The sequence below is a fragment of the Nonomuraea gerenzanensis genome (genome assembly GCF_020215645.1).
Taxonomy (GTDB): domain Bacteria; phylum Actinomycetota; class Actinomycetes; order Streptosporangiales; family Streptosporangiaceae; genus Nonomuraea; species Nonomuraea gerenzanensis.
Genome location: NZ_CP084058.1, coordinates 4,896,319 through 4,916,349 on the forward strand (window position 1 = coordinate 4,896,319; position 20,031 = coordinate 4,916,349).

General features: G+C 71.7%; 23 protein-coding genes. 11 read left to right on the forward strand and 12 right to left on the reverse strand.

Annotation, left to right across the window (positions count from 1 at the left end; all coding sequences use genetic code 11):
• Positions 1 to 35: 35 nt before the first annotated feature.
• Complete coding sequence (locus tag LCN96_RS23055; RefSeq protein WP_225274946.1) at positions 36 to 998, forward strand: NADP-dependent oxidoreductase; 963 nt, start codon at positions 36 to 38, stop codon at positions 996 to 998.
• A gap of 94 nt (positions 999 to 1,092) precedes the next feature.
• On the opposite strand, the gene LCN96_RS23060 is transcribed toward LCN96_RS23055, so the two are convergent.
• From LCN96_RS23060 to LCN96_RS23095, 8 genes are all read right to left on the reverse strand, one after another.
• A complete protein-coding gene (locus LCN96_RS23060; protein ID WP_225274947.1) occupies positions 1,093 to 1,704 on the reverse strand; it encodes a hypothetical protein in 612 nt (203 codons plus the stop codon).
• A gap of 100 nt (positions 1,705 to 1,804) precedes the next feature.
• Complete coding sequence (locus LCN96_RS23065) at positions 1,805 to 3,238, reverse strand: MFS transporter (protein ID WP_225274948.1); 1,434 nt, start codon at positions 3,236 to 3,238, stop codon at positions 1,805 to 1,807.
• A gap of 45 nt (positions 3,239 to 3,283) precedes the next feature.
• Complete coding sequence (locus tag LCN96_RS23070; RefSeq protein WP_311132371.1) at positions 3,284 to 4,084, reverse strand: glycerophosphodiester phosphodiesterase family protein; 801 nt, start codon at positions 4,082 to 4,084, stop codon at positions 3,284 to 3,286.
• 36 nt (positions 4,085 to 4,120) lie between these two features.
• Positions 4,121 to 4,660 carry a TrmH family RNA methyltransferase gene (locus LCN96_RS23075; RefSeq protein ID WP_225274949.1) on the reverse strand — a complete coding sequence of 180 codons (540 nt, stop codon included), beginning with the start codon at positions 4,658 to 4,660 and terminating at the stop codon, positions 4,121 to 4,123.
• Positions 4,657 to 5,247 carry a class I SAM-dependent methyltransferase gene (locus tag LCN96_RS23080; RefSeq protein ID WP_225274950.1) on the reverse strand — a complete coding sequence of 197 codons (591 nt, stop codon included), beginning with the start codon at positions 5,245 to 5,247 and terminating at the stop codon, positions 4,657 to 4,659. Before LCN96_RS23080 ends, LCN96_RS23075 begins: the two co-directional genes overlap by 4 nt.
• Positions 5,248 to 5,258: 11 nt before the next feature.
• Entirely contained in the window at positions 5,259 to 6,206 is a 948-nt protein-coding gene (locus LCN96_RS23085; protein WP_225274951.1) for a VWA domain-containing protein, read from the reverse strand.
• Positions 6,203 to 7,144 carry a DUF58 domain-containing protein gene (locus LCN96_RS23090; RefSeq protein ID WP_225274952.1) on the reverse strand — a complete coding sequence of 314 codons (942 nt, stop codon included), beginning with the start codon at positions 7,142 to 7,144 and terminating at the stop codon, positions 6,203 to 6,205. Before LCN96_RS23090 ends, LCN96_RS23085 begins: the two co-directional genes overlap by 4 nt.
• On the reverse strand, positions 7,141 to 8,142 hold the full coding sequence (locus LCN96_RS23095; protein ID WP_225274953.1) for an AAA family ATPase: 1,002 nt from the start codon (positions 8,140 to 8,142) through the stop codon (positions 7,141 to 7,143). The genes LCN96_RS23090 and LCN96_RS23095 overlap by 4 nt, the downstream gene beginning before the upstream one ends.
• Positions 8,143 to 8,197: 55 nt before the next feature.
• On the opposite strand from LCN96_RS23095, the gene LCN96_RS23100 reads away from it, so the two are divergent.
• Positions 8,198 to 8,968 carry a hypothetical protein gene (locus LCN96_RS23100; RefSeq protein ID WP_225274954.1) on the forward strand — a complete coding sequence of 257 codons (771 nt, stop codon included), beginning with the start codon at positions 8,198 to 8,200 and terminating at the stop codon, positions 8,966 to 8,968.
• A gap of 50 nt (positions 8,969 to 9,018) precedes the next feature.
• Positions 9,019 to 9,882: a DUF2268 domain-containing protein gene (locus tag LCN96_RS23105; RefSeq protein ID WP_225274955.1), complete on the forward strand. Its 864-nt coding sequence runs from the start codon at positions 9,019 to 9,021 to the stop codon at positions 9,880 to 9,882.
• Between the two features lie 50 nt (positions 9,883 to 9,932).
• On the opposite strand, the gene LCN96_RS23110 is transcribed toward LCN96_RS23105, so the two are convergent.
• Positions 9,933 to 10,577, reverse strand: coding sequence for a response regulator (locus tag LCN96_RS23110; RefSeq protein WP_225274956.1), 645 nt, complete (start codon positions 10,575 to 10,577; stop codon positions 9,933 to 9,935).
• Positions 10,574 to 11,806, reverse strand: a complete 1,233-nt coding sequence (locus tag LCN96_RS23115; protein ID WP_225274957.1) for a sensor histidine kinase — start codon at positions 11,804 to 11,806, stop codon at positions 10,574 to 10,576. The genes LCN96_RS23110 and LCN96_RS23115 overlap by 4 nt, the downstream gene beginning before the upstream one ends.
• 145 nt (positions 11,807 to 11,951) lie before the next feature.
• On the opposite strand from LCN96_RS23115, the gene LCN96_RS23120 reads away from it, so the two are divergent.
• The 5 genes from LCN96_RS23120 to LCN96_RS23140 all read left to right on the forward strand — a co-directional run bounded on the left by LCN96_RS23120 (position 11,952) and on the right by LCN96_RS23140 (position 15,514).
• Positions 11,952 to 12,515: a ClpP family protease gene (locus tag LCN96_RS23120; RefSeq protein ID WP_225274958.1), complete on the forward strand. Its 564-nt coding sequence runs from the start codon at positions 11,952 to 11,954 to the stop codon at positions 12,513 to 12,515.
• 1 nt (position 12,516) lies between these two features.
• Positions 12,517 to 13,134, forward strand: a complete 618-nt coding sequence (locus tag LCN96_RS23125) for an ATP-dependent Clp protease proteolytic subunit (protein ID WP_225274959.1) — start codon at positions 12,517 to 12,519, stop codon at positions 13,132 to 13,134.
• Between the two features lie 169 nt (positions 13,135 to 13,303).
• On the forward strand, positions 13,304 to 14,272 hold the full coding sequence (locus LCN96_RS23130; RefSeq protein ID WP_225274960.1) for an AraC family transcriptional regulator: 969 nt from the start codon (positions 13,304 to 13,306) through the stop codon (positions 14,270 to 14,272).
• A gap of 209 nt (positions 14,273 to 14,481) precedes the next feature.
• On the forward strand, positions 14,482 to 14,856 hold the full coding sequence (locus tag LCN96_RS23135) for an STAS domain-containing protein (RefSeq protein ID WP_225274961.1): 375 nt from the start codon (positions 14,482 to 14,484) through the stop codon (positions 14,854 to 14,856).
• Positions 14,857 to 15,022: 166 nt separating this feature from the next.
• Positions 15,023 to 15,514, forward strand: coding sequence for a hypothetical protein (locus LCN96_RS23140; protein ID WP_225274962.1), 492 nt, complete (start codon positions 15,023 to 15,025; stop codon positions 15,512 to 15,514).
• Positions 15,515 to 15,576: 62 nt separating this feature from the next.
• Here the strand turns inward: LCN96_RS23140 and LCN96_RS23145 are convergent, their stop codons facing one another.
• Positions 15,577 to 16,341: an SDR family oxidoreductase gene (locus tag LCN96_RS23145; protein WP_225274963.1), complete on the reverse strand. Its 765-nt coding sequence runs from the start codon at positions 16,339 to 16,341 to the stop codon at positions 15,577 to 15,579.
• Entirely contained in the window at positions 16,338 to 17,381 is a 1,044-nt protein-coding gene (locus LCN96_RS23150; RefSeq protein WP_225274964.1) for a site-specific integrase, read from the reverse strand. Before LCN96_RS23150 ends, LCN96_RS23145 begins: the two co-directional genes overlap by 4 nt.
• 261 nt (positions 17,382 to 17,642) lie before the next feature.
• Between LCN96_RS23150 and LCN96_RS23155 the strand changes: the two genes are divergently transcribed.
• The 3 genes from LCN96_RS23155 to LCN96_RS23165 all read left to right on the forward strand — a co-directional run bounded on the left by LCN96_RS23155 (position 17,643) and on the right by LCN96_RS23165 (position 19,996).
• Entirely contained in the window at positions 17,643 to 18,302 is a 660-nt protein-coding gene (locus LCN96_RS23155) for a hypothetical protein (protein WP_225274965.1), read from the forward strand.
• Positions 18,303 to 18,329: 27 nt separating this feature from the next.
• Complete coding sequence (locus LCN96_RS23160; RefSeq protein ID WP_225274966.1) at positions 18,330 to 18,938, forward strand: vWA domain-containing protein; 609 nt, start codon at positions 18,330 to 18,332, stop codon at positions 18,936 to 18,938.
• Between the two features lie 71 nt (positions 18,939 to 19,009).
• On the forward strand, positions 19,010 to 19,996 hold the full coding sequence (locus tag LCN96_RS23165; protein ID WP_225274967.1) for a DUF4192 domain-containing protein: 987 nt from the start codon (positions 19,010 to 19,012) through the stop codon (positions 19,994 to 19,996).
• Positions 19,997 to 20,031 lie beyond the last annotated feature (35 nt).

Genomic DNA, 20,031 nt, shown 5'->3' on the forward strand with positions numbered 1-20,031 from the left:
CCCGGACGTACCACACCGAAGCAAGGAGCCGTTCCATGTCATCCACCATGCGCGCGATCGTCCAGGACTCCCTCGGCGGCCCGGAGGTGCTGCGCCTGGCCGAGGTGCAGAAGCCCGTCCCGCTGCCCACCGAGGTCCTGGTCCGGGTGCACGCCGCCGGCGTGAACCCGGTGGACTGGAAGACCCGCGCGGGCTCCGGCATGGCGCACGTGCTCGGCGCGCCGCCGTTCATCCTGGGCTGGGACGTCTCCGGCGTGGTCGAGGAGACCGGGTTCGGCGTGACGGTCCTGCAGCCGGGCGACGAGGTGTTCGGCATGCCGTGGTTCCCGCGCCAGGCGGGCGCGTACGCGCAGTACGTCACCGCGCCCGCCCGGCAGTTCGCCCGCAAGCCGCGCACCGCCGGGCACGAGGCCGCCGCCGGGACGCCGCTGGCCGCCCTCACCGCCTGGCAGGCCCTGGTCGACACCGCGAGTCTCGGCAGCGGGCGGCGGGTGCTGATCCACGCGGCGGCCGGCGGCGTCGGCCACCTGGCGGTGCAGCTCGCCCGGCACGCGGGCGCGTACGTGATCGGCACCGCCTCGGCCGCCAAACACGACTGGCTGCGCTCGCTCGGCGCCGACGAGGTGATCGACTACACCACCACGCGCTTCGAGGACGCGGTGCGGGACGTGGACGTGGTGCTCGACCTCGTCGGCGACGGCCACGATCGGACGAGCACCCGCTCCCTCGACGTGCTGCGCCCGGGCGGGCTGCTGGTGGCGGTGCCGTCCGGCGTGGCGCCCGAGCTGGTCGGCCGCGCCCGTGAGCGGGGGGTGCGGGCCACCGGCATCCTGGTCGAGCCCGACGGCGCGGCGCTGGCCCGGATCGCCGAGCTGATCGACAAGGGCGAGCTGGACGTGGAGGTGGAGGAGGTCTTCCCGCTCGCGGACGCCGCCGAGGCGCACCGGCGCGGCGAGCAGGGGCGCAACCGCGGCAAGATCGTGCTCGGCGTCGCCTGAGCCAGAGCGTGTCACCGGCCGGCAGGGCCGGTTCGTCCGGCCGGTTCGTCCGGCCGGCGCGGCCTGGCGGTCGCGTTCGTCCGGCCACCGGTCATCATCGCGTCGCGGGCCGGACCCCGTTGCGCCACAGCGCGGCCGCCACCCACACCCCGCCGATCATGACCAGCACGCCGTGCGCGACCCGCAGCGGGTACGGCCCGAAGAACTGCGGGATGAACAGCACGAACGCCAGCGCCAGCACCGCCCCGCTCCACCGGGGCAGCGTGCCGGAGCGCCAGACGGCCACGGCCGCCATGACCGTGCCCACGGCCAGCAGCAGCAGCCCGGCGGCGAACATGGTGACCGCGACGGGCCCGTACCGGAACTCCTCGGCCAGCTCCATCAGCGCCGGCGCCCCGTCACGCAGGGAGCGCCGGGCGATGACGTTCAGCCCGAAGTCCTCGGCCCCGTAGTACGGCAGCGTCAGCCCCGCGCCGATCCAGGTCACCACCGCGGCCCGCAGGGACAGCCGGTCGCCGAGCACCTGGTGCAGGCCCAGCACGGCGAGCCCGAGCAGGATGAAGCCGCCCATCGCGGCGGCGTGCCCGGCGACCCACGCGGTGGAGGCCATGGCCGCCGCGTCGTCGCCGGCGGGCCGCAGCGCGATGTAGAGCAGGAAGAGGACGCCGCCGGCGGCGAAGGCCGCGGAGGTGAGCCGAGGGGACATCGGTGCTCCTTCAATAGGGCGTTGCTCCGTTATGTGAGCAATGCTCTCGATATGGCGCACTGATGTCAAGAGCGGTGCTCTCTGTTTTGAGAGGCGCCCTCTAGATGTGGGCGGGGACCTCGTTCCCGGCCGCGCGGATGGCCTTGGGCAGGTTGGTCAAGGCGAGCAGCACGAACCCGATCACGAAGAAGACGACCATCGACAGGATCGCGATGCGGTAGCTGTTGGTGAACTGCAGCGCCAGGGTGATCGTCAGCGAGCCGATGAACGCCGAGCCCTTGTCGCTGATCTGCAGCAGGCTGAAGTACTCGGCCTCCCGCCCCTTCGGGATCACCTGCGAGAACAGGGAGCGCGACAGCGCCTGCGTGCCGCCCAGCACGATCGCGATCGCGAACGCCATCAGGTAGAACTGCAGCGCCTGCCCCTCGGCCACGAACATGGCCATCGCCACGATCGCCGTCCACACCACCAGGCTGGCCAGCACCGTACGCTTCGTCCCGAGGCTGCGCGCCAGCCAGCCGAGCAGCAGCGCGCCGAAGAACGCCACGAACTGCACCATCAGGATCGCGGTGATCTGCACCTCCTGGGGCAGCTTGAGCGCCTCGGAGGCGAAGGCCGCGCTGTTGCCGATGACCGTCTGCACGCCGTCGTTGTAGATCAGGTAGGCCAGCAGGAACAGCAGCGTCAGCGGGTAGCGCCGCAGCTCGGACAGGGTGCGGCCGAGCTGGCGGAAGCTGCCGCCGACCGAGCGCAGCGCGGTGCTCTCGTGCGCGGGCACCGGCCGGTTGCGCAGCCGCAGCAGCGGGATGATCGTGAACGTGGCCCACCACAGGCCCGCCGACATCATGCAGATGCGCACCGCCATGCCCTGGGTCAGGCCGAGGCTCTCGTACTGCAGGTAGAGCACCAGGTTGAGGGCCAGCAGCAGGCCGCCGCCCAGGTAGCCGATGGCCCAGCCGCGCGAGGAGACCCCGTCGCGCTCCTCGGCCGTGGAGATCTGCGGCAGGAACGAGTCGTAGACCACGATCGAGGCGCCGTAGAAGAGGTTGGCCAGGATGAACAGCACGCCACCGAGCAGGTAGCGGTCGCCCTCGACGAAGAACAGGCCCATCGCGGACAGCGCCCCGGCGTAGGCGAAGCCGCCGAGCAGCTCCTTCTTGCGGCCGGTGTGGTCGGCCAGCGCGCCGACGATCGGCAGGATCACGATCTGCAGGAACACCGCGACCGTGGTGATCAGGCCGAAGTACGCGGCCGGCCTGATGTCCAGGCCCAGCACGTCCACGTACCCCAGCCCGGGGTTCGTGATGGTGAGCTGGTCGAAGGTCTCCACGCACCTGCCGGGCTCCACGGACGGGAAGTCCTTGGCGCAGGCCGCGGTCTTGGCGACCGGGATGAGGTACGGGCCGAGGAAGACCGAGATGACCACCGTGTAGAAGGCGGAGTTGGCCCAGTCGTAGAAGTACCAGCCGCGCTGCTCGCGCCGGCGCGCTCCGGGGGAGTCGTCGAGGGCCGCGGGGGGTGCGGGTACGGGCATGGTGACGGATCGCTCCTCTTGCGGGCCGATGGGGGAACGGCGCTGTCAGGCGGCCAGGCGGCCGGGATGCCACAGCTCCCGGCGCTCCAGCACCTCACGCAGGCCGGTGACGTTGTCGGTCATGATGCCGTCCACGCCCAGGTCGAGCAGTTGCTCCATGCGGGCGGGGTCGTTGATCGTCCACACGTGCACCTGCATGCCGATGGCGTGCGCCGTACGGACGAGGTTGCGGGTGGTGACGCGCAGCCCGCGGAAGCCCACCGGCACCTGCGCGCACGGCACGCCGGCGCGCGACAGCCGGGCCAGCAGGCGGCCGTAGCCGGAGGTGGCCGCGGCGGCCCGCAGCGCGGCCACGCCGCGCGGCCCGAGCGCCGAGCACACCTGCCTGCCGATGGCCGCCCTGGCCAGCACCAGCCGCTCGTCGGAGAACGAGGTCAGGCAGATCCGGTCGTGGGAGCGGGTGCGCCTGATCGCCTCGGCCAGCGGGGCGATGGCGGCCGCCTCCTTGACGTCGATGTTGAAGCGGATCTCCGGCCAGGTGCCGAGCAGGTCCTCCAGCAGCGGGATCTCGTGCACCCCGCCGATGCGGGCCCGCCTGACCGCCCGGTAGGGCAGCTCCGAGATGCGGCCACGCTGGTCGGTCACGCGGTCGAGCGTGTGGTCGTGGAAGGCCACCAGCACGCCGTCGGAGGTGGCGTGCGCGTCGGTCTCCAGGTAGGTGTAGCCGAGCGCGACCGCCCGTTCGAACGCGGCGGCGGAGTTCTCCGCGCCCTCCGCCGCGCCGCCGCGGTGTGCGAAGGCGAGCGGGCCCGGATGGTCGAGGAAGGCGAATCGACGGCTCAGCACGTACGGAAGTATGCCCTTCCCGAGTGAACGGTTCGGTTACGAATCAGGGAGATTCTGCCACTCCTGGCGGCGCGCCTCCGACAGCGCCATGGCCGCGGCCACCGCGACGTTGAACGACCCGACCCGCCCGACCTGCGGGATGTAGCAGGCCCCGTCGACGGCGTCGAGCAGGGCGGGGGAGCAGCCGTGGTCCTCGCTGCCGACCACCAGGCACACGTCGCGCGCGAGATCGGCCCGGTGGAGTGGCACCGCCTCGGCGGTCAGCTCGATCGCCAGCACCGCGTAGCCGCTCTCCCTGGCCGCCTTGACGGCCTCGACGGCCGGCACGGCCTCGTGCCAGGTGACCAGGCGCTCGGTGCCCAGCGCGGTCTTGCCCGCCTTGGGGTTGGTGGGCGGGGTGGCGTTGCCCGCCAGCCAGATCTCGTCCACACCGAACGCGGCGGCGCTGCGGAAGATCGAGCCGATGTTGAACGGGCCGGTGACCGACTCGATGATCAGGCCGAGGCGGTGGTGCGTGTTCCTGCGCCAGGTGCGGTTGAGCCGTTTGACGTCGGTGGGGCGCAGCTGCCTTCTCACGGGGTCACCTTCAGGATCCGGTAGGCGGCCCGGCTGGCCTCGCGGGAGGCCTGCCAGCCCTGCTCGCCGAGCCAGCGCTGCAGGGAGTCCGAGCCGAGGTGTTTCTGGACGACCAGGTAGGCCACGCCGTCGGGCGTCAGCCGGGTGAGCCACCTGGTGAGCATCTCGTGCAACGCCTGCTTCCCAATACGGATCGCAGGATTAGACCAGATGGCCCGAAATTTCACTTCATCTGGCACTTCATCGACGTGTACTGACCTTACTTTGTCAAGGGCGGCGGCCCGGGCGTTACGCTCGGTCAGCTCCAGGCTGCGCCTGTTCACATCGACGGCCCACACCGTCGCCCCCGGGGCCCGCTTGGCCATGGTCAGCGCGATCGGCCCGTAGCCGCAGCCCAGGTCGAGCAGGTCGCCCTCCTGGGGCGGCGGCGGGACGCTCTCCAGCAGCACGCGCGTGCCCACGTCCACCCGCTCGGGGGAGAACACGCCGCTGTCGGTCTCCAGCCGCAGATGCAGGTCGGGCAGGACGAGATCGACGGAGCCCGGCCTGCTCGCGGTGCTCGGCTGCTCGGAGAAATAGTGGGCCACGTCGCCAAACGTTACGGGATCCGCGAACCGAACAGGACCGCGGCGCCCGCCACGAGCAGCCCGGCCAGGATGGCCGCCACGATGAACCACTGGGTGATCTCCTGGTTGACCAGCTTGTAGCCGAGCGAGGTGCCGATCTGCTCGTAGACCTCGCGCAGCTCGCTGCCGGACTCGGCGGCGTAGGCGCGCCCGCTGGTGCCGTCGGACAGCGACTGCAGGGTCTGCTTGTTGACCGGGACGTTCACGGGCCGGCCGTCGATGTTGACGGTGCCCTCCTGGGTGCCGTACGCGATGGTGGAGACGGGGATGCGGGCCTGCTGGGCGGCCTCGATGGCCTCGTTCACCGAGCGGCCGGAGGTGTTGTCGCCGTCGGAGAGCAGCACGATGGCGGCCGGGGGCGGGTCGGTGGCGGCCTGCTGGTCGAAGGAGCGCACCGATTCCAGCGCGTTGAAGACGGCCTCGCCGATGGCGGTGCCGGGGCGGGTGGTGAGGTTGCCGATGGCGGTGACGACGGCCTGGTGGTCGGTGGTGGGGGAGATGACGACGTTGGCCGAGCGGGCGAAGGAGACGACGCCGACGTTGAAACGGTCGGGCAGCTCCCTGGCGAAGGACTGGGCGGCGGCCTTGGCGGCGGTGATGCGGTTGGGCTGCACGTCGTCGGCGTCCATGGACAGGGAGACGTCCAGGGCGATCATGATGGTGGCCCTGTCGCGGGGGACGCGGACCTGGTCGGCGGGTTTGGCGGCGCCGATGACCAGCAGGGACATCATGACGAGGAAGAGCGCGGGGGCGACGTGGCGGCGCCAGCCGGGGCCCGCGGGGGCGACGAGGTTGAGCAGGGCCAGGTTGGTGAAGCGCACGGTGTAGCGGCGGCGGGCGAACATCGCCAGGATGTAACCGGCCACGAGCAGCAGCACCAGCACGAACAGCCACAGCCAGCCGGGGGCGAGGAACGTCATGCGGTGGGCCTCCGGTGGGCGAGGTGGCGCGTGCGGCGCTGGCGCAGCACGAACTGCGCGACGTCGAACACCCAGTCGCGGTCGGTGCGCAGCACGAGGTGGGCGATGCCGGCGCGGCGCAGGGCCAGGCGGGTGCCCTCGCGCTGCAGGGCGGCCGCCTCCGCGTACGCGCGCCGAATCTTGGGCGTAAGGTGCACTTCGCGTACGTTCCCGGTCTCGGGGTCGGCGAACGCGACGCGGCCCACGTCGGGCAGTTCGAGCTCGCGCGGGTCGATGACCTCGACGGCCAGCACCTGGTGGCGGGCCGCCAGCCGCCTGATGGGTCGCTCCCAGGGGCGTTCGGCGTCGGGGTCGAGGTCGGGGTGGGCCTCGAGGAAGTCGGAGACGATCAGCCGCATGCCGCGCCGCCTGCGGGTGGCCGAGAGGATCTCGATGCCTTCCGCGAGGTCGGGCGGGTCGGGCACGACGCTGCCGCGCGGGGCGTCCATGAGGGAGTTCAGCAGGCCGTACAGGGCGGGGCGGCCGGTGCGGGCGGGCATGCGGTGCACGAACTCGTCGTGGATGACCAGCGCGCCGAAGCGGTCGCCCATCCGGCTGGACAGGAACCCGATCGCGCCGACGGCGGCCACGACCAGGTCGCGCTTGTCGGTGTCGGCGGTGCCGAAGTCCATGCTGGGCGACAGGTCGGCCAGCGCCCAGGTCTCCAGCTCGCGGTCGGCGATGAGGTCGCGGACGTGCGGGATGGTGGTGCGGGCGGTGACGTTCCAGTCCATGCGGCGCACGTCGTCCTCGCCCGGCACGTAGACGCGGCTGTCGCCGGCCTCGCTGCCGGTGCCGGGCAGCAGGCCCTGGTGGGCGCCGTGCAGCAGGCCGTCGAGGCGGCGGGTGACGGTCAGCTCCAGCCGGCGCAGCGCCTGCTCAGCTGTGGTGGGGCTCAACGGTTCTGGTTCCAGACGACGAGGGGTGGGGGGACGGCCTGCAGGATCTGCTTGACGACGCTCTCGGGGTCGATGCCGTCGGCCAGGGCGTCGAAGGTGAGCATCAGGCGGTGCGACATGACGTCCACGGCGACGTCGCGTACGTCGTCGGGCAGCAGGTAGTCGCGGCCGCGCAGCAGGGCCAGGGCCCGGCCGGCGGAGACGAGGCCGAGGGTGGCGCGGGGGCTGACGCCGATCTCGATGGTGTCGGCGAGGTCGGACAGGCCGTACTCGGCGGGGGCGCGGGTGGACATGACGAGCCGGACGACGTAGTCGGCGACGAGCTGGTGCACCGAGACCTGCTCGGCCGCCTCCTGCAGCGCGAGCAGCCTGTCGGGGTCGAGCACCCGCTCGGGGACGGGCGGCTTGACGCTCATCCGGTGCAGGATCTCCAGCTCCTCGTGGGCGCTGGGGTGCGGCACGCGGACGCGGAACAGGAACCGGTCGCGCTGCACCTCGGGCAGCGGGTAGACGCCTTCGGACTCGATCGGGTTCTGGGTGGCCAGCACGATGAACGGCCTGGGCAGGGGATGGGTGACGCCGGCGAGGGTGACCTGGCGCTCGGCCATCACCTCCAGCAGCGCGGACTGGACCTTGGCCGGGGCGCGGTTGATCTCGTCGGCGAGCAGGAAGTTGACGAACACGGGGCCGAGCTCGACGTCGAACTTCTCGTTGGACGGGTGGTAGACGCGGGTGCCGACGATGTCGCTCGGCACGAGGTCGGGGGTGAACTGGATGCGGGCGAACGTGCCGCCCACGACGGTGGCCAGGGTGGAGGCGGCGAGGGTCTTGGCGACGCCCGGGACGCCTTCGAGCAGGCAGTGCCCCCGTGCCAGCAGGGCCACGAGGAGCCTTTCGACCATGTGGTCCTGCCCGACGATGACACGCCGGACCTCGTCGAGACTCTGACGCAGCAGTGCCGCGTCGGTTCCGCCTGGCAACTCTTCGGCGACGCTCATGACGCCATTCCACCAAACGCGCCGCAAACGTGCACGACGCCACGTCTGTGCTTTCATGGCAAACGTGGCAAGTCCCCTGCAGTACGGTGATCCTCCCCGGCTGGGGCCCTACGTGGTGCAGGCTCGCCTGCACACGGCGCCGGCCGGGTTCGTGTACCTGGGCCAGGCGCCCGACGGGCGTGCCGTGTCGCTGGCGGTGCTCACCCGGGGTGCGGCCTACGACGCCGCGGCGCGCGAGCGGTTCGTCACCGCGGCGCGCGAGGCGGGCGGCCAGCGGTCCGGGGTGCGGGGGTGGCTGGGGCGTTCCGGGCGGTCGCGGGGCGCCGTGCTGGAGGGCGCGCCGGAGGTGCTGGCCTTCGACGGGGGGCACGCGCCGTGGGTGGCGGTGCCGTACGCGCCAGGGCGGCCGGGGGCCGAGCGGTTCCTGGAGCCCGTCATGGTGGGCGGGACGTTCATCGGGGAGGCGCACGGGCCGGACTTCGTGCCGTACTGGCTGACCGATCGCGCGCCGGCGTTGCCGGGGCCGACCCGGCGGCGGCTGCCGCCGACCGAGACGCGCAAGCGGGTGTTGCTGGCGGCGCTGGCGCTGGTGCTGCTGCTCCTGCTGGTCACGGCGATCCTGCTGTTGCTGGTGTTCGGGCGGCAGGAGAGCGAGCAGCAGCCGCGGCAGTTGCCGCCGACGGTGTTCGTGCCGACGCCGCCGCCGACGCCGGAGACGCCGATGCCGCAGCCGTCGCCCTCGCAGTCGCCGTCGCCGTCGGAGAGCGGGCAGAGCACGCCGGGGCGCTCTCCCGGCGAGGATCCGGGCGAAGGGGATCCGCTCTGACGGGAAAGGGGTTTGACCCTTACGTAACGTGAGGCTTTAGCGTCCCCGGCATGGAAATCATCATTGAGGACACCCTCTCGGCGATGGCCGACCTGCTGGAGCAGCCGCTCGAGCGGCGGCCCGACGCGGTGCGGAAGATCATGGCGCCGACGCGCGCGTCGATCCCGATGCCCGGCGACCTCGTCGACATCCACCACGGCGGCGGCGGCTTCCGCACCGACGCCGAGGACCCGCGCTACCTGCCCGCCGTGCGGCGGCTGATCGAGCGGGACGTGCTCGGCCAGGTACGGCGTGAGCTGACCCTGGCGGCCGAACGGCTGAGCGGGGCCGAGCAGCCCGACGTGGTGAAGGTCATGTTCATGCTCGGCAACCCCGACCACGATCACCTGATGAAGATCTCGGGCGGCTACTACGGCATGGGCGGCGGCTCCGAGTGGCTGTATCTGCTGGCCTGGCCGTCGGATGAGGTGATCGGGCGGATCGGGGCGCTGGCGGTGCACGAGTTCCACCATCTCGTGCGGTTCACCAACGTCGTGTGGGACCCGGTCGCCGTGACCGTCGGGGAGCACGTGGTCGCCGAGGGGCTGGCCGAGGCGTTCGTGCGCGAGCTGCTGGGGCCGGAGGCGATGGGGCCGTGGTCGTCGATGGTGACGGGGGCGGACTACGAGCGGGCCTACGAGCTGATCATGGCCGACTTCGAGCTGGCGGGGATGCGGCACACGCCGGCGTACGTGCTGGGCGACACCGCCACGCGCAACTTCGGCGGCGAGCCGCGCGGCATTCCCGACATGGCGGGATATGCGGTGGGGCTGAACCTGGTCGATCGCGCCCTGGCCGCCACCGGGCTGAGCGCGGCGGAGGCGACCGTGCTGCCCGCGGCCGAGCTCCTGCGGCGCGGGGGCGTGCGCCCGTAACCAGTGAGTGGGGGCGCCCGCCGTCCGCGCGGCCGGGCGCCCGCGAGCCGTCAGCGGGGGGAGACGAAGCCTGACTCGTACGCGGCGATCACGGCCTGGGTGCGGTCGCGCGCGCCCAGCTTGGCCAGCACGTTGCCGACGTGCGTCTTGACCGTCTCCTGGCTGACGACCAGCTCGGCGGCGATCTCGTGGTTGGACAGGCCCTGGGCCATCAGCCGCAGCACGTCGCCCTCGCGGCCGGTCAGCCGCTCGATGCCGGGCACCCGCGCGGCGGAGCCGCCCCGGCGGCCGGCCAGGGCCCGGATCGCGGCGGGGAACAGCAGCGACTCGCCCGTCGCGACCAGCCGGACGGCCCGGATCAGGTCGTCCGGCCTGGTGCGCTTGAGCAGGAACCCGGACGCGCCGGCCCGCAGCGCGTCATAGACGTGGTCGTCGTTCTCGAACGTGGTCACCACCAGCACCTTGGGCGGCTCGTCCAGGCAGAGCAGGCGCTCGGTGGCGCGGATGCCGTCGAGGGCGGGCATGCGCACGTCCATCAGCACGACGTCGGGCCGCCGCGCGCGCACCACGGGCAGCACCGCGGCGCCGTCGGCGGCCTCGCCGACCACCTCCAGGTCCGGTTCGCTGTCGAGGATGACGCGCAGGCCGGTGCGGATGAGGTCCTCGTCGTCGGCGATCACGATTCTGATCGTCATGGGGACGACCGTAGCGGCAGCCGGGCCGAGACCCGCCATCCGGCCCCGGCGGGGCCCGCCTCCAGGTCGCCGCGCAGCAGCCGGGCACGCTCGTGCATCCCGGCCACACCCCGCCCGCCCGCGGGGCCGGGTGCTCCTGCCGTACGCCCGCCGTCTGCGCGCGTCGTACGCCCGTCGTTGGCGATCTCCAGGCGCAGGTCCCCGCCCTCGACGGCGGCGGTCAGGCGGACGGGACCGTCGCCGTGCTTGATCGCGTTGGTCAGCGCCTCCTGCACGATGCGGTACGCCTCACGCGAGACCACGGCGGGCACCCCGGACAGATCCCCCACCTCCTGCCGCACCGGCGCACCGGACGCGGCGACCAGCTCGCCCAGGTCGGCCAGCGTGGCCTGCGGCGCGAGAGCGGCCTCGTCACCGCCGCTCCGGCCGTCGTCCCGCAGCACACCGAGAACATGGTCCAGATCCTCCAGCGCGGTCCGCGCGGACTGCTCGATTGCGGCCAGCGCGGTCCTGGCGGTGGCCGGGTCGCGGTCGAGGACCCGGCCGGCCGCGGCGGCCTGCAGGGTGACGACGCTGAGCGCGTGACCGACCGAGTCGTGCAGCTCGCGGGCCAGCCGGTTGCGCTCCGCCAGCGTACGGGCGTGCCTCTCGGCGGCGGCCAGCCGTTCGGCGGGGGTGGGCCCGAGCAGGACGGGCGCCAGCCGCGCCAGCAGCCCGCCCGCCCCGGCGGCCATCGCGACCAGCGCCGCCAGCAGCACGAGCCCGCCCGCCGCCCACCCCACGGCGCTCCACCCGGGGGTGACGAGAAAGCCGAGCACCACCGTGGACAGCCCCGTGACCGGCAGCGCCAGCGTGAACATTGTGAACGGCACGATCGCCAGCGTGCAGCCGCTGACCACCCCGCCGACGGCCAGGTGCAGCGTGAACCAGGCCGCCGTGCGCCGCCGCTCCTGCCACGAGCGCCCGTCCAGCCGCGGCGGCGTCTCCACCCGCGCCCCGAGCAGGCCCTGCGCCGCGTTCACCGACAGCCCGCGCACCGGCAGGAACAGCCCCGTCACGGCCACCACGGGCAGCACCGCGGCGAACACCCCGACCTGGGCGGGCAGCAGCACGTTGGCCGACTCGCCGCGCACCAGGCCGGAGATCAGCACGCCGACCATCATGTACGGCATCAGCAGGGCCCCGCCCAGGATCAGGCAGGTCCAGCGGCGGGGGAGCGTCCTTCTCACATCCGCGATTGTATGTCGATGGAAATTCGCTGTCGGAGTAATGCGCTTTAAGAGAAATGCGCCGCCAGCGAAAACTTTCCTTAATTCCGGACGCCCGGCACTAGCGTTTTCCGAAGAAAGGCACGCATAGAAAGGAGCGCCCGTCATGACCGAGACCCAGCGCGCGGCCTGGCCTGACCAGCTCAGCCAGCGCCTGCTCAAGGAGCGGATCGTCGTTCTCGGCCAGGAGGTCGACGACGAGATTTGCAACCGGCTCTGCGGGGAGCTGCTTTTGCTGGCGGCCGAGGATCCGCACCGCGACATAACGCTTTACATCAATTCACCGGGCGGCTCAGTGCAGGCCGGGATGGCGCTCTACGACATGATGCAGTTCATTCCGTGCGACGTGCAGACGGTGGCGATGGGGTTCGCCGCGTCGATGGGGCAGGTGCTGCTGACGGCCGGGGCGAAGGGCAAGCGCTACGCCCTGCCCAACGCGCGCATCGTGATGCACCAGCCGCTGGGCGGCATCGGCGGCTCGGCCAGCGACATCCAGATCCAGGCCGAGAACATGCTCTACACCAAGCGGCGGATGGCCGAGATCATCGCCCACCACACGGGCCAGCCGCTGGAGCGCATCCAGGCCGACTCCGACCGTGACCGCTGGTTCACCGCGCGGGAGGCGCTGGAGTACGGGATCGTCGACCACATCGCAGAAGGGATGAACTGACATGAGCGGCCGTTACGTGCTGCCCACCTTCACCGAACGCACCTCGTACGGGATCAAGGAGATGAACCCGTACAACAAGCTGTTCGAGGACCGCGTGGTGTTCCTGGCGGCGCCGATCGACGACACCGTCGCCAACGACGTGATGGCGCAGCTGCTGACGCTGGAGTCGCTCGACCCCGACCAGGACATCAACCTCTACATCAACTCGCCGGGCGGCTCGTTCACCGCGATGACGGCCATCTACGACACGATGCAGTTCGTCCGCCCGGAGATCCACACGGTCTGCATCGGCGAGGCGGCCTCGGCGGCGGCGGTCCTGCTGGCGGCGGGCACGCCCGGCAAGCGCGCCGCCCTGCCGCACGCGCGCGTGCTGCTGCACCAGCCGCACACCGAGGGCGGGCGCGGCCAGGGCAGCGACCTGGAGATCCACGCCAGGGAGATCCTGCGGATGCGCGACCAGCAGGAGGAGATCCTGGCCAGGCACACCGGCAGGGGAGTGCTGGAGATCAGGAAGGACATCGAGCGCGACCGCATCTTCACGGCCGAGCAGGCGCGCACCTACCAGCTGATCGACGACATCTACGCCTCCAGGAAGCGGACGCCGGCGCCGGCCCGCTGAACGGGTGTCCCGGCGGGGCGGCGCCGTCACGGGCGCCGCACCGCCCATCCGCGCGCGCGGATTACCATCTCGGTATGGCCGGTCGTTCAGCTCGTCGCGTCAGCCCCGCTCCGGTGCCGGCGTGCGCGGGCCGCGCATCCCACGGGCGCGGCGGCGGGTGGAGTGCGCCATGGAGCCGATGACCTTCGACAGCCGTGACCTCGGGCAGACGGAGGAGTTCCTCAGCAAGGCCTACGCCAGGATGCGCATCGGGTCCGACGCGGACAGCCCGCGCACCAGGATCGCGCGCCAGGTCCTCGGCTCGGTCAGCGTGGACCGGCTGCGGCTGGAGTACACCGTGAGCTACGAGGTGCATCCGCTCGGCAAGGTGTGCCTGTGCCTGGTGGAGACGGGGTCCATCGCCCAGCAGGTCGCGGGGCAGGAGGAGGAGGTGTTCGGGCCGGGCGACACCGTGTTCTTCGCGCCGCCGGACCGGCCCTACACCGGCGAGGTCCGCGACGCCGGCTACACCATCGTCATGCTCGGCGACGCGTTGCTGCAGGAGGTGGCCGGCACCGCCCCGGGCGGCGCACCGGAGCCGGTGCGGTTGCTGGGGCACCGGCCCGTCTCCGCCGCCGCCGGCCGCCACCTGCGGCGCACGATCGCCTACCTGCGTGACGACGTGCTGGCCGACCCGGAGCTGGCCGCCGAGCCGCTCGTGGTCTCCACGGCCGGTCAGCTGCTGGCGGCCAGCGTCCTCACGGCCCTGCCCAGCAACGCCACCACCGCCGCCACCGCGGCCACCGACGCCACCGCCACGGACCGCCGCGACGCCCACCCCCAGACGCTGCGCCGCGCCATCGCCTACATCGACGAGCACGCCGGCGCGCCCATCGGCATCGACGAGATCGCCGCCGCGGCCCGGGTCAGCGCCCGCGCCCTGCAGTACGCCTTCCGCCGGCACCTGAACACCACCCCGCTCGGCTACCTGCGCCAGGCCCGCCTGGCCCGCGCGCACGCCGAGCTGGCGGTCGGCGACCCGGCCACGACCACGGTCGCCACGATCGCCGCCCGCTGGGGCTTCTTCCACCCCGGCCGCTTCGCCCTGTCCTACAAGGACGCCTACGGGCGCGCGCCCAGTGACACCTTGCACACCTAGGCGGCCGATTTCGCTGATGGGACAGCGGCGGGCGGAAACCTTCGCCTAGTGTGCTGACCGGGCACGGTCGCAGGGCCAAGAGTGAAGTCACGATTCGATCGAAACCGTGCCGGCAAGAAACTCACGATGGAGCCCACGCTGGAACAGCTGTGTACGACCACGCCAAGGCTCGAGCTCCCGGCACGGCAACCACAGGTCGCCGGGACACCATGCCGGCCCTGAGCCTGAGCAGCCGCGAGCTGCCCGGGGGAGTGCTGATCACCGTGACCGGTGAGCTCGACTCCACCAACGCCGATCAGCTGGAGTCCTACGCCGACCGGCACCGCGGCCCCGGCCCCGGCCTGATCCTCGACCTGAACGAGCTGACCTTCATGGACAGCCGCGGCCTGCACGTGCTGCTGCGGCTCAACGCCGCCGTACGCCGGCAGGGCGGGCTGCTGCGGCTGGCGGGCGTGCAGGACGTGCCCGCGCGCGTCCTGCAGATCACGGGGGTGTGGCTGGCGCTGCACATCCACCCCGACGCCCAGCACGCCGCCGCCGCGATGCGCGATCACCGGACGAACGGAGTCGCGCGGCCGTCCTGACGGGCACCCGAACGGAGCCGGGCCCTGAGAGCGGGAAGGCGTCACGGCCGGGTGTGGCTGTGCTGTCCAAGAGGTGTGACCACCATGGCGACAGCAAGGAGTTCAGCGTGGACGTCGCGCGGGCGGCCCTCGGCTCGCCGGCACCTGGTCGCGGGCTGACCGCCTGATGCAGACCCTCCTGCACACGGCGGCGGCAACGGTCGGCTGCGCGCTGGCCCTCGCCCCCGCACTCCTGCCCTCCGGCCGCGCGGACAGGAAGTGGCCGTACGTCGTCATGGCGTTCGGCATGGCGGCCGGGCACCTGAACGGCTTCTTCCTCGTCGTCGCGGTGCTCGCGCTGCTGACCGGCGGCTGGCTGTGCGGCTCACCCGCCCGCCGCGCCGAGCTGGGTCACCACCTCCAGGACTTCGTGCTCATGTCCGTCCTGCTGGTGCTGGCGGCGCTCGGCGGGCCGGGGCTCGACGCCGGCCCGCCGGGTCACGCGCATGACGGCGGGTCGCTGGCCGCGGCGGCGCTGGTCATCGGGCTGGGCTGGACGTGCGCCCGGCTCGTCCGCGTCCTGCCGGGCCGCAACGCGGACCGCGGCTCGCTCGGCCGGGACGCGTGCTCGGCCGGGATGGCGGCCAGCATGGCGTTCATGGCCGCACTCGCCCTCTAGCGCGTCGCGGGCGGGCCGGCCCGCGCCACAGGGCCGTGCCGCCGGCAGGACGCCCGTCCTTGTCACTTCCCGTGCGGGTCCGCGGCGTTCAGCGTCGCCACGACCTCGTCGTAGTCACCCCGAGCCTCCCCGTAACGCAGGAACTTCACCCGCTCGACCTGAATCTCCTTCGCCTCCGGCTGGCTCTCCAGCAGCGTGACGACCTCCGACACGAACTCCTCCAGCGGCATCGCGAACTCGCTGCTCTCCTGCCCGGGCAGCAACGCCGTCCGGACGGACGGCGGCTCCAGCTCCATGACCTTCACACTGGTACCGGCCAGCTGCAGCCGCAGCGACTCGCTGAGCATGTGGATCGCGGCCTTGGAGGCGTTGTAACTCGGCGTCACCTTCAGCGGCGCGAACGCCAGCCCCGAGGAGACGGTGACGATCGTGGCGTCCGGCTGCGCCTGCAGCTGCTCGACGAAGGCCGCGATGAGCCGGATCGGCCCCAGCACGTTGGTCGTCACCACCTCCTCGGCGGAGGCCAGGAACGACTCGGGCCGCCGCCAGTCCTCGACCCGCATGATCCCGGCCATCGTGACCAGCACGTTGAGCCCGGGATGCCGGGCCAGCACCTGCTTGGCGGCGGCGTCGATGCTCGCCGCGTCCGTCGTGTCGATCTGTACGGTGTCGATGCCGGGGTGCTCGGCGGCGATCCGCTCGAGCAGCTCCGTGCGGCGGCCGCCGATGACGACGGTGTTGCCCTTGGCCTGGAGGGCGAGCGCGAGGGCGAGGCCGATGCCGCTGGTGGCGCCGGGGATGAAGACGGTGTTTCCGGAGATGTTCATGCTTCGAGATTGGCGTGTCCGGCGGCGCCGGTGCAGAGAGCGGTTGTCGGGGGATCGGCGATCCCCCGTTCCCGCAGCCGAATTCTGCTCCGCAGGCGCTGGCCATGTCGCTGACCTCCTGTTTCTCCTCTGGCAAGTGGGATGGTGCGGGGGTAGGGGGAGCGGGGAGACCGAAGGGAGACCGCGGGTCGCGGACAGTCTTCTCCCGGGGGAGCCGTCCGGGGCACCAGGGCGGCGCTGGCCTCCGCCGCGGCGTGTGCCACCTCCGGCAGCACAGCGGTGTAGAGATCGGAGGTCACGACGAGGCTGGAGTGCCGCAGCATCGCCGAGATGATCTTCATGTCGCTGCCCGCGGCGAGCGAGAGCGTTGCCGCGCCGTGGCGCAAGTCGTGCAGCCGGATCGGCGGCAGCCCGGCGGCGAAGCAGAGCTTCTCGAAACGCTTACTGACCACGTCAGGGTGCAACGGCGTGCCGTCCGGCTTGGTGAAGATACGTCCGCTGCCCCGCCAGGCCGGGCCCCATAGCCGCCTGTCCGCGCGTTGCCGCGTACGGTGCATGCGCAGCACGTCGAGGGTGGCCTGATCGAGGGCGACCAGGTTGTCGGAGGACTCGGTCTGCGGGGCGCCCTCTTCGACCTGTCCGTTGACGACCGTGAGCTGCGTGGTCACCGACAGCGTGCCTTCGTCGGTGTCGAGGTCGCTCCAGCGCGCACCGCATGCCTCGCCGCGGCGCAGCCCGCGGAAAGCGATCAGGTGGAACAGCGCGTACAGCCGGTCGGTGACGGCATGATCGAGGAACGCGCCGAGCTGAGCCGGAGTCCACACCATGACGGGAGAGGGACGCAGGTCAGCGCAGGCCCACACCGTGATGGTCCGGCGACGACGGAGCTCGGGGTCGGCGCGCACCGCCTCGAGGCGCTTGGCGAAGGCCCGGTCGAACGCCTCGACCCGGGCCTTGGTCCACACCAGGCCCTTGGGTTTCCTCGCCGCGGGCAGGTGCATCAGGGCAGCGGCGTTGAAGGTGACCAGGTGCTCGCGCATGGCGCCAAGAGCCTGACCGTCCCGACCGGCCCCTCGGGGTCGGCCACCGGATCCTGCGCCGCAGCGAGAACGTCGACCGCTCCGGCCGGCCCTCTCGCGCCACCGCACGCATCCCGTACGCCGAGGTCCAAGGCCGCCTGAGCCGTGCTGAAGCCGCCGCGCAGCTTCCGCCGGCTTCAGCCCCTTGAGCCAGGGCCGGCGCTTCCTTTCCCCGGAGCGCCGGTCCTGCCCCGGCACCACCCTCTCCGAAGGGAGGCCGCCTTGCCCCACACCGGACCGGCTCCCGTCCGGGCCGAGACCCTCACGTTGTCCATCGCGCCCTACGGCGACCTGCGCCTCCAGGCCCACCCCAACCCGGCTGCCGGCACACTGCGCTGCCTGGCACGCAGCACCTTCGTCACCGGCGTCTTCCTCCTGGAACCGGCCTTCGACGGCGACAACCCCGACCCTGCAACCACCCGCCTGCACATCCACTACGGCGACGAACTCCCCGCCGGAGCACACACCGGCACCTACCGGCCCCACCGCCCCCTCATCGACGGCACCATCCGGCTGGCCGACTCCACCACCATCGACACGCGAACCGCACGTGATGCCCGCATCCGGATCTACCACCGCGACGCCACTAGCTCCCACCGCAGAGCCCGCGTCCCCGCCCCCATCGCCCGGCGCATCGCCACCGTGATCGCCGCCCTGGCCACCTACTGGTCGCAGCGGCCCGACGCGGATCAGCTCCGCCACGCCGCCGCCCGCACCCTCCTGCAACGCATCGGGCTGGATCGCAAGCACGCCACCATCGCCGAACTCGAAGCGCTCATCGCCGACCGCCAGCGCGAACTCGCCGAACAACGCGCCCAACTGGCTCGCATGACCGCCCTCCTGGCCGACGACAGCCCCCCAGCACCCTCCCAAGCCGCCTGAACGCCACCTGCCATGAAAGGAACGACCATGCCCCACCCGAACCGCCGCCACCTCGCCGTCATCCTCGACCGATCCGGCTCCATGAACCGCATCAAGGACGACGCCGAAGGCGGCCTGAAGGCCTTCCTGGCCGCCCAGCAGACCAACCCCGCCGAAACCCTCATCTCGCTGTACTTGTTCGACCACCGCTACGAGGTGGCCTACGAATACCAGCCCTTGCAGGACATCCCGGACTTCGCCCTGCTGCCCGGAGGCAAGACCGCTCTGCTCGATGCCATCGGCATGACCATCACCCGCCTGAAGGACCACCTCGAGGCGATGCCCGAAGGGGAACGACCCAGCGAGATCATCGTGGTCATCCTCACCGATGGCCACGAGAACGCCTCCATCAGATGGCGCTCCCGCACCGAGATCCGCCACCTCATCGACGAGCAGACCTCCCAAGGCTGGAAGTTCCACTACCTCGACGCCACCCCCAACGCCTTCACCAAGGCCGCGAACTTCGGCATCGCCCGGGACAACACGCTGCAGTTCAGCACCGACCGCACGCAAGAAGCGCTCACCCGACTCGGACGCGTGACCTCCCACGGCGAACAAGGCTTCACCGACGACGACCGCGACGCCACACGCCACTGACCCCCGTCGCCGCCCCTGCAGCAGCGGCGGCGCCACCTCCAGCCGCTTCACTCAGCCCATGAGGAGGACCCATGCAGCACATCCCCGACCAGCCCGAATGGTCCGTAACGACGATCCGGCTCCAAGGCCCCGCCGACCTCATCGCGATGGTGCCGTACCTCATCGGCTACCACCCGCACGACGGCCTCCTGCTCGTCACGGTCAACCACGACATCGTCACCGCCATCAGCCGCTATGGCCTGCCCGAACAGGCGCCCGCCCCGGATGAGCTCATCAGCCAAGCCGTCCAGTTGCTGATCCGTCACGCGTCTGCTCGCGTCGCTCTCATCGGCTACGGACCGGGGGAGCGCATCACTCCGTACATGAACGCCTTCTCGCGGAAACTCACCGAACAAGGCATCGACATCATCGACATGATCCGGTGTGAGAACGGCCGCTACTGGTCCTACCTCTGCTCGAACCCCGCCTGTTGCTCACCCACCGGCACCTCGTGCGACACCGGCAGCAATCCTGCCGCGGCCCACGCGGTCCTGGCCGGTTTGGTCGCCCTGCCCGACCAACAAGTCCTCCGGCAGACCCTGGCCTCCGGGCAAGGGCGGGATCGCGAGATCATGAACGCGGCCACCGCCGAAGCCCGGGCCCGGGCCCGGGCCGAAGCCAAGCTCAACACGCGAGGCTTCGACGACCGCTACTGGTTCGCGGAAGGAGTCGAACACGTTCACAAGTGCCACGAGCACGTCCAGGCCGGACGCCCCATCCCGGCCGCGGAACTCGCGTGGCTGGGAGTGCTCCTCACCGGGGTTCTCGTGCGCGATCGCGCCTACACGTTGTACCAGCAGTACGGGGCCGAAGTCGCACGCAGGCTCTGGACCGAGGTGACCCGCCGGATCGACCCGGCATATGCCGCCGCGCCGACGTCCATCCTGAGACACCTCTGCAATCGGTCCTACTCTCGCCCTGCACAACTGCCCCTGGGCGACTACAGACCCGCCGGATGGCTCGGCAACCACTCCCTGCGCGCCGCCTTGGGGAGAGCGCAGTCCGCTCCGCCGGCGTGATCCGGCCGAAGCCCAGTAGAAACGCCGGGACGGGG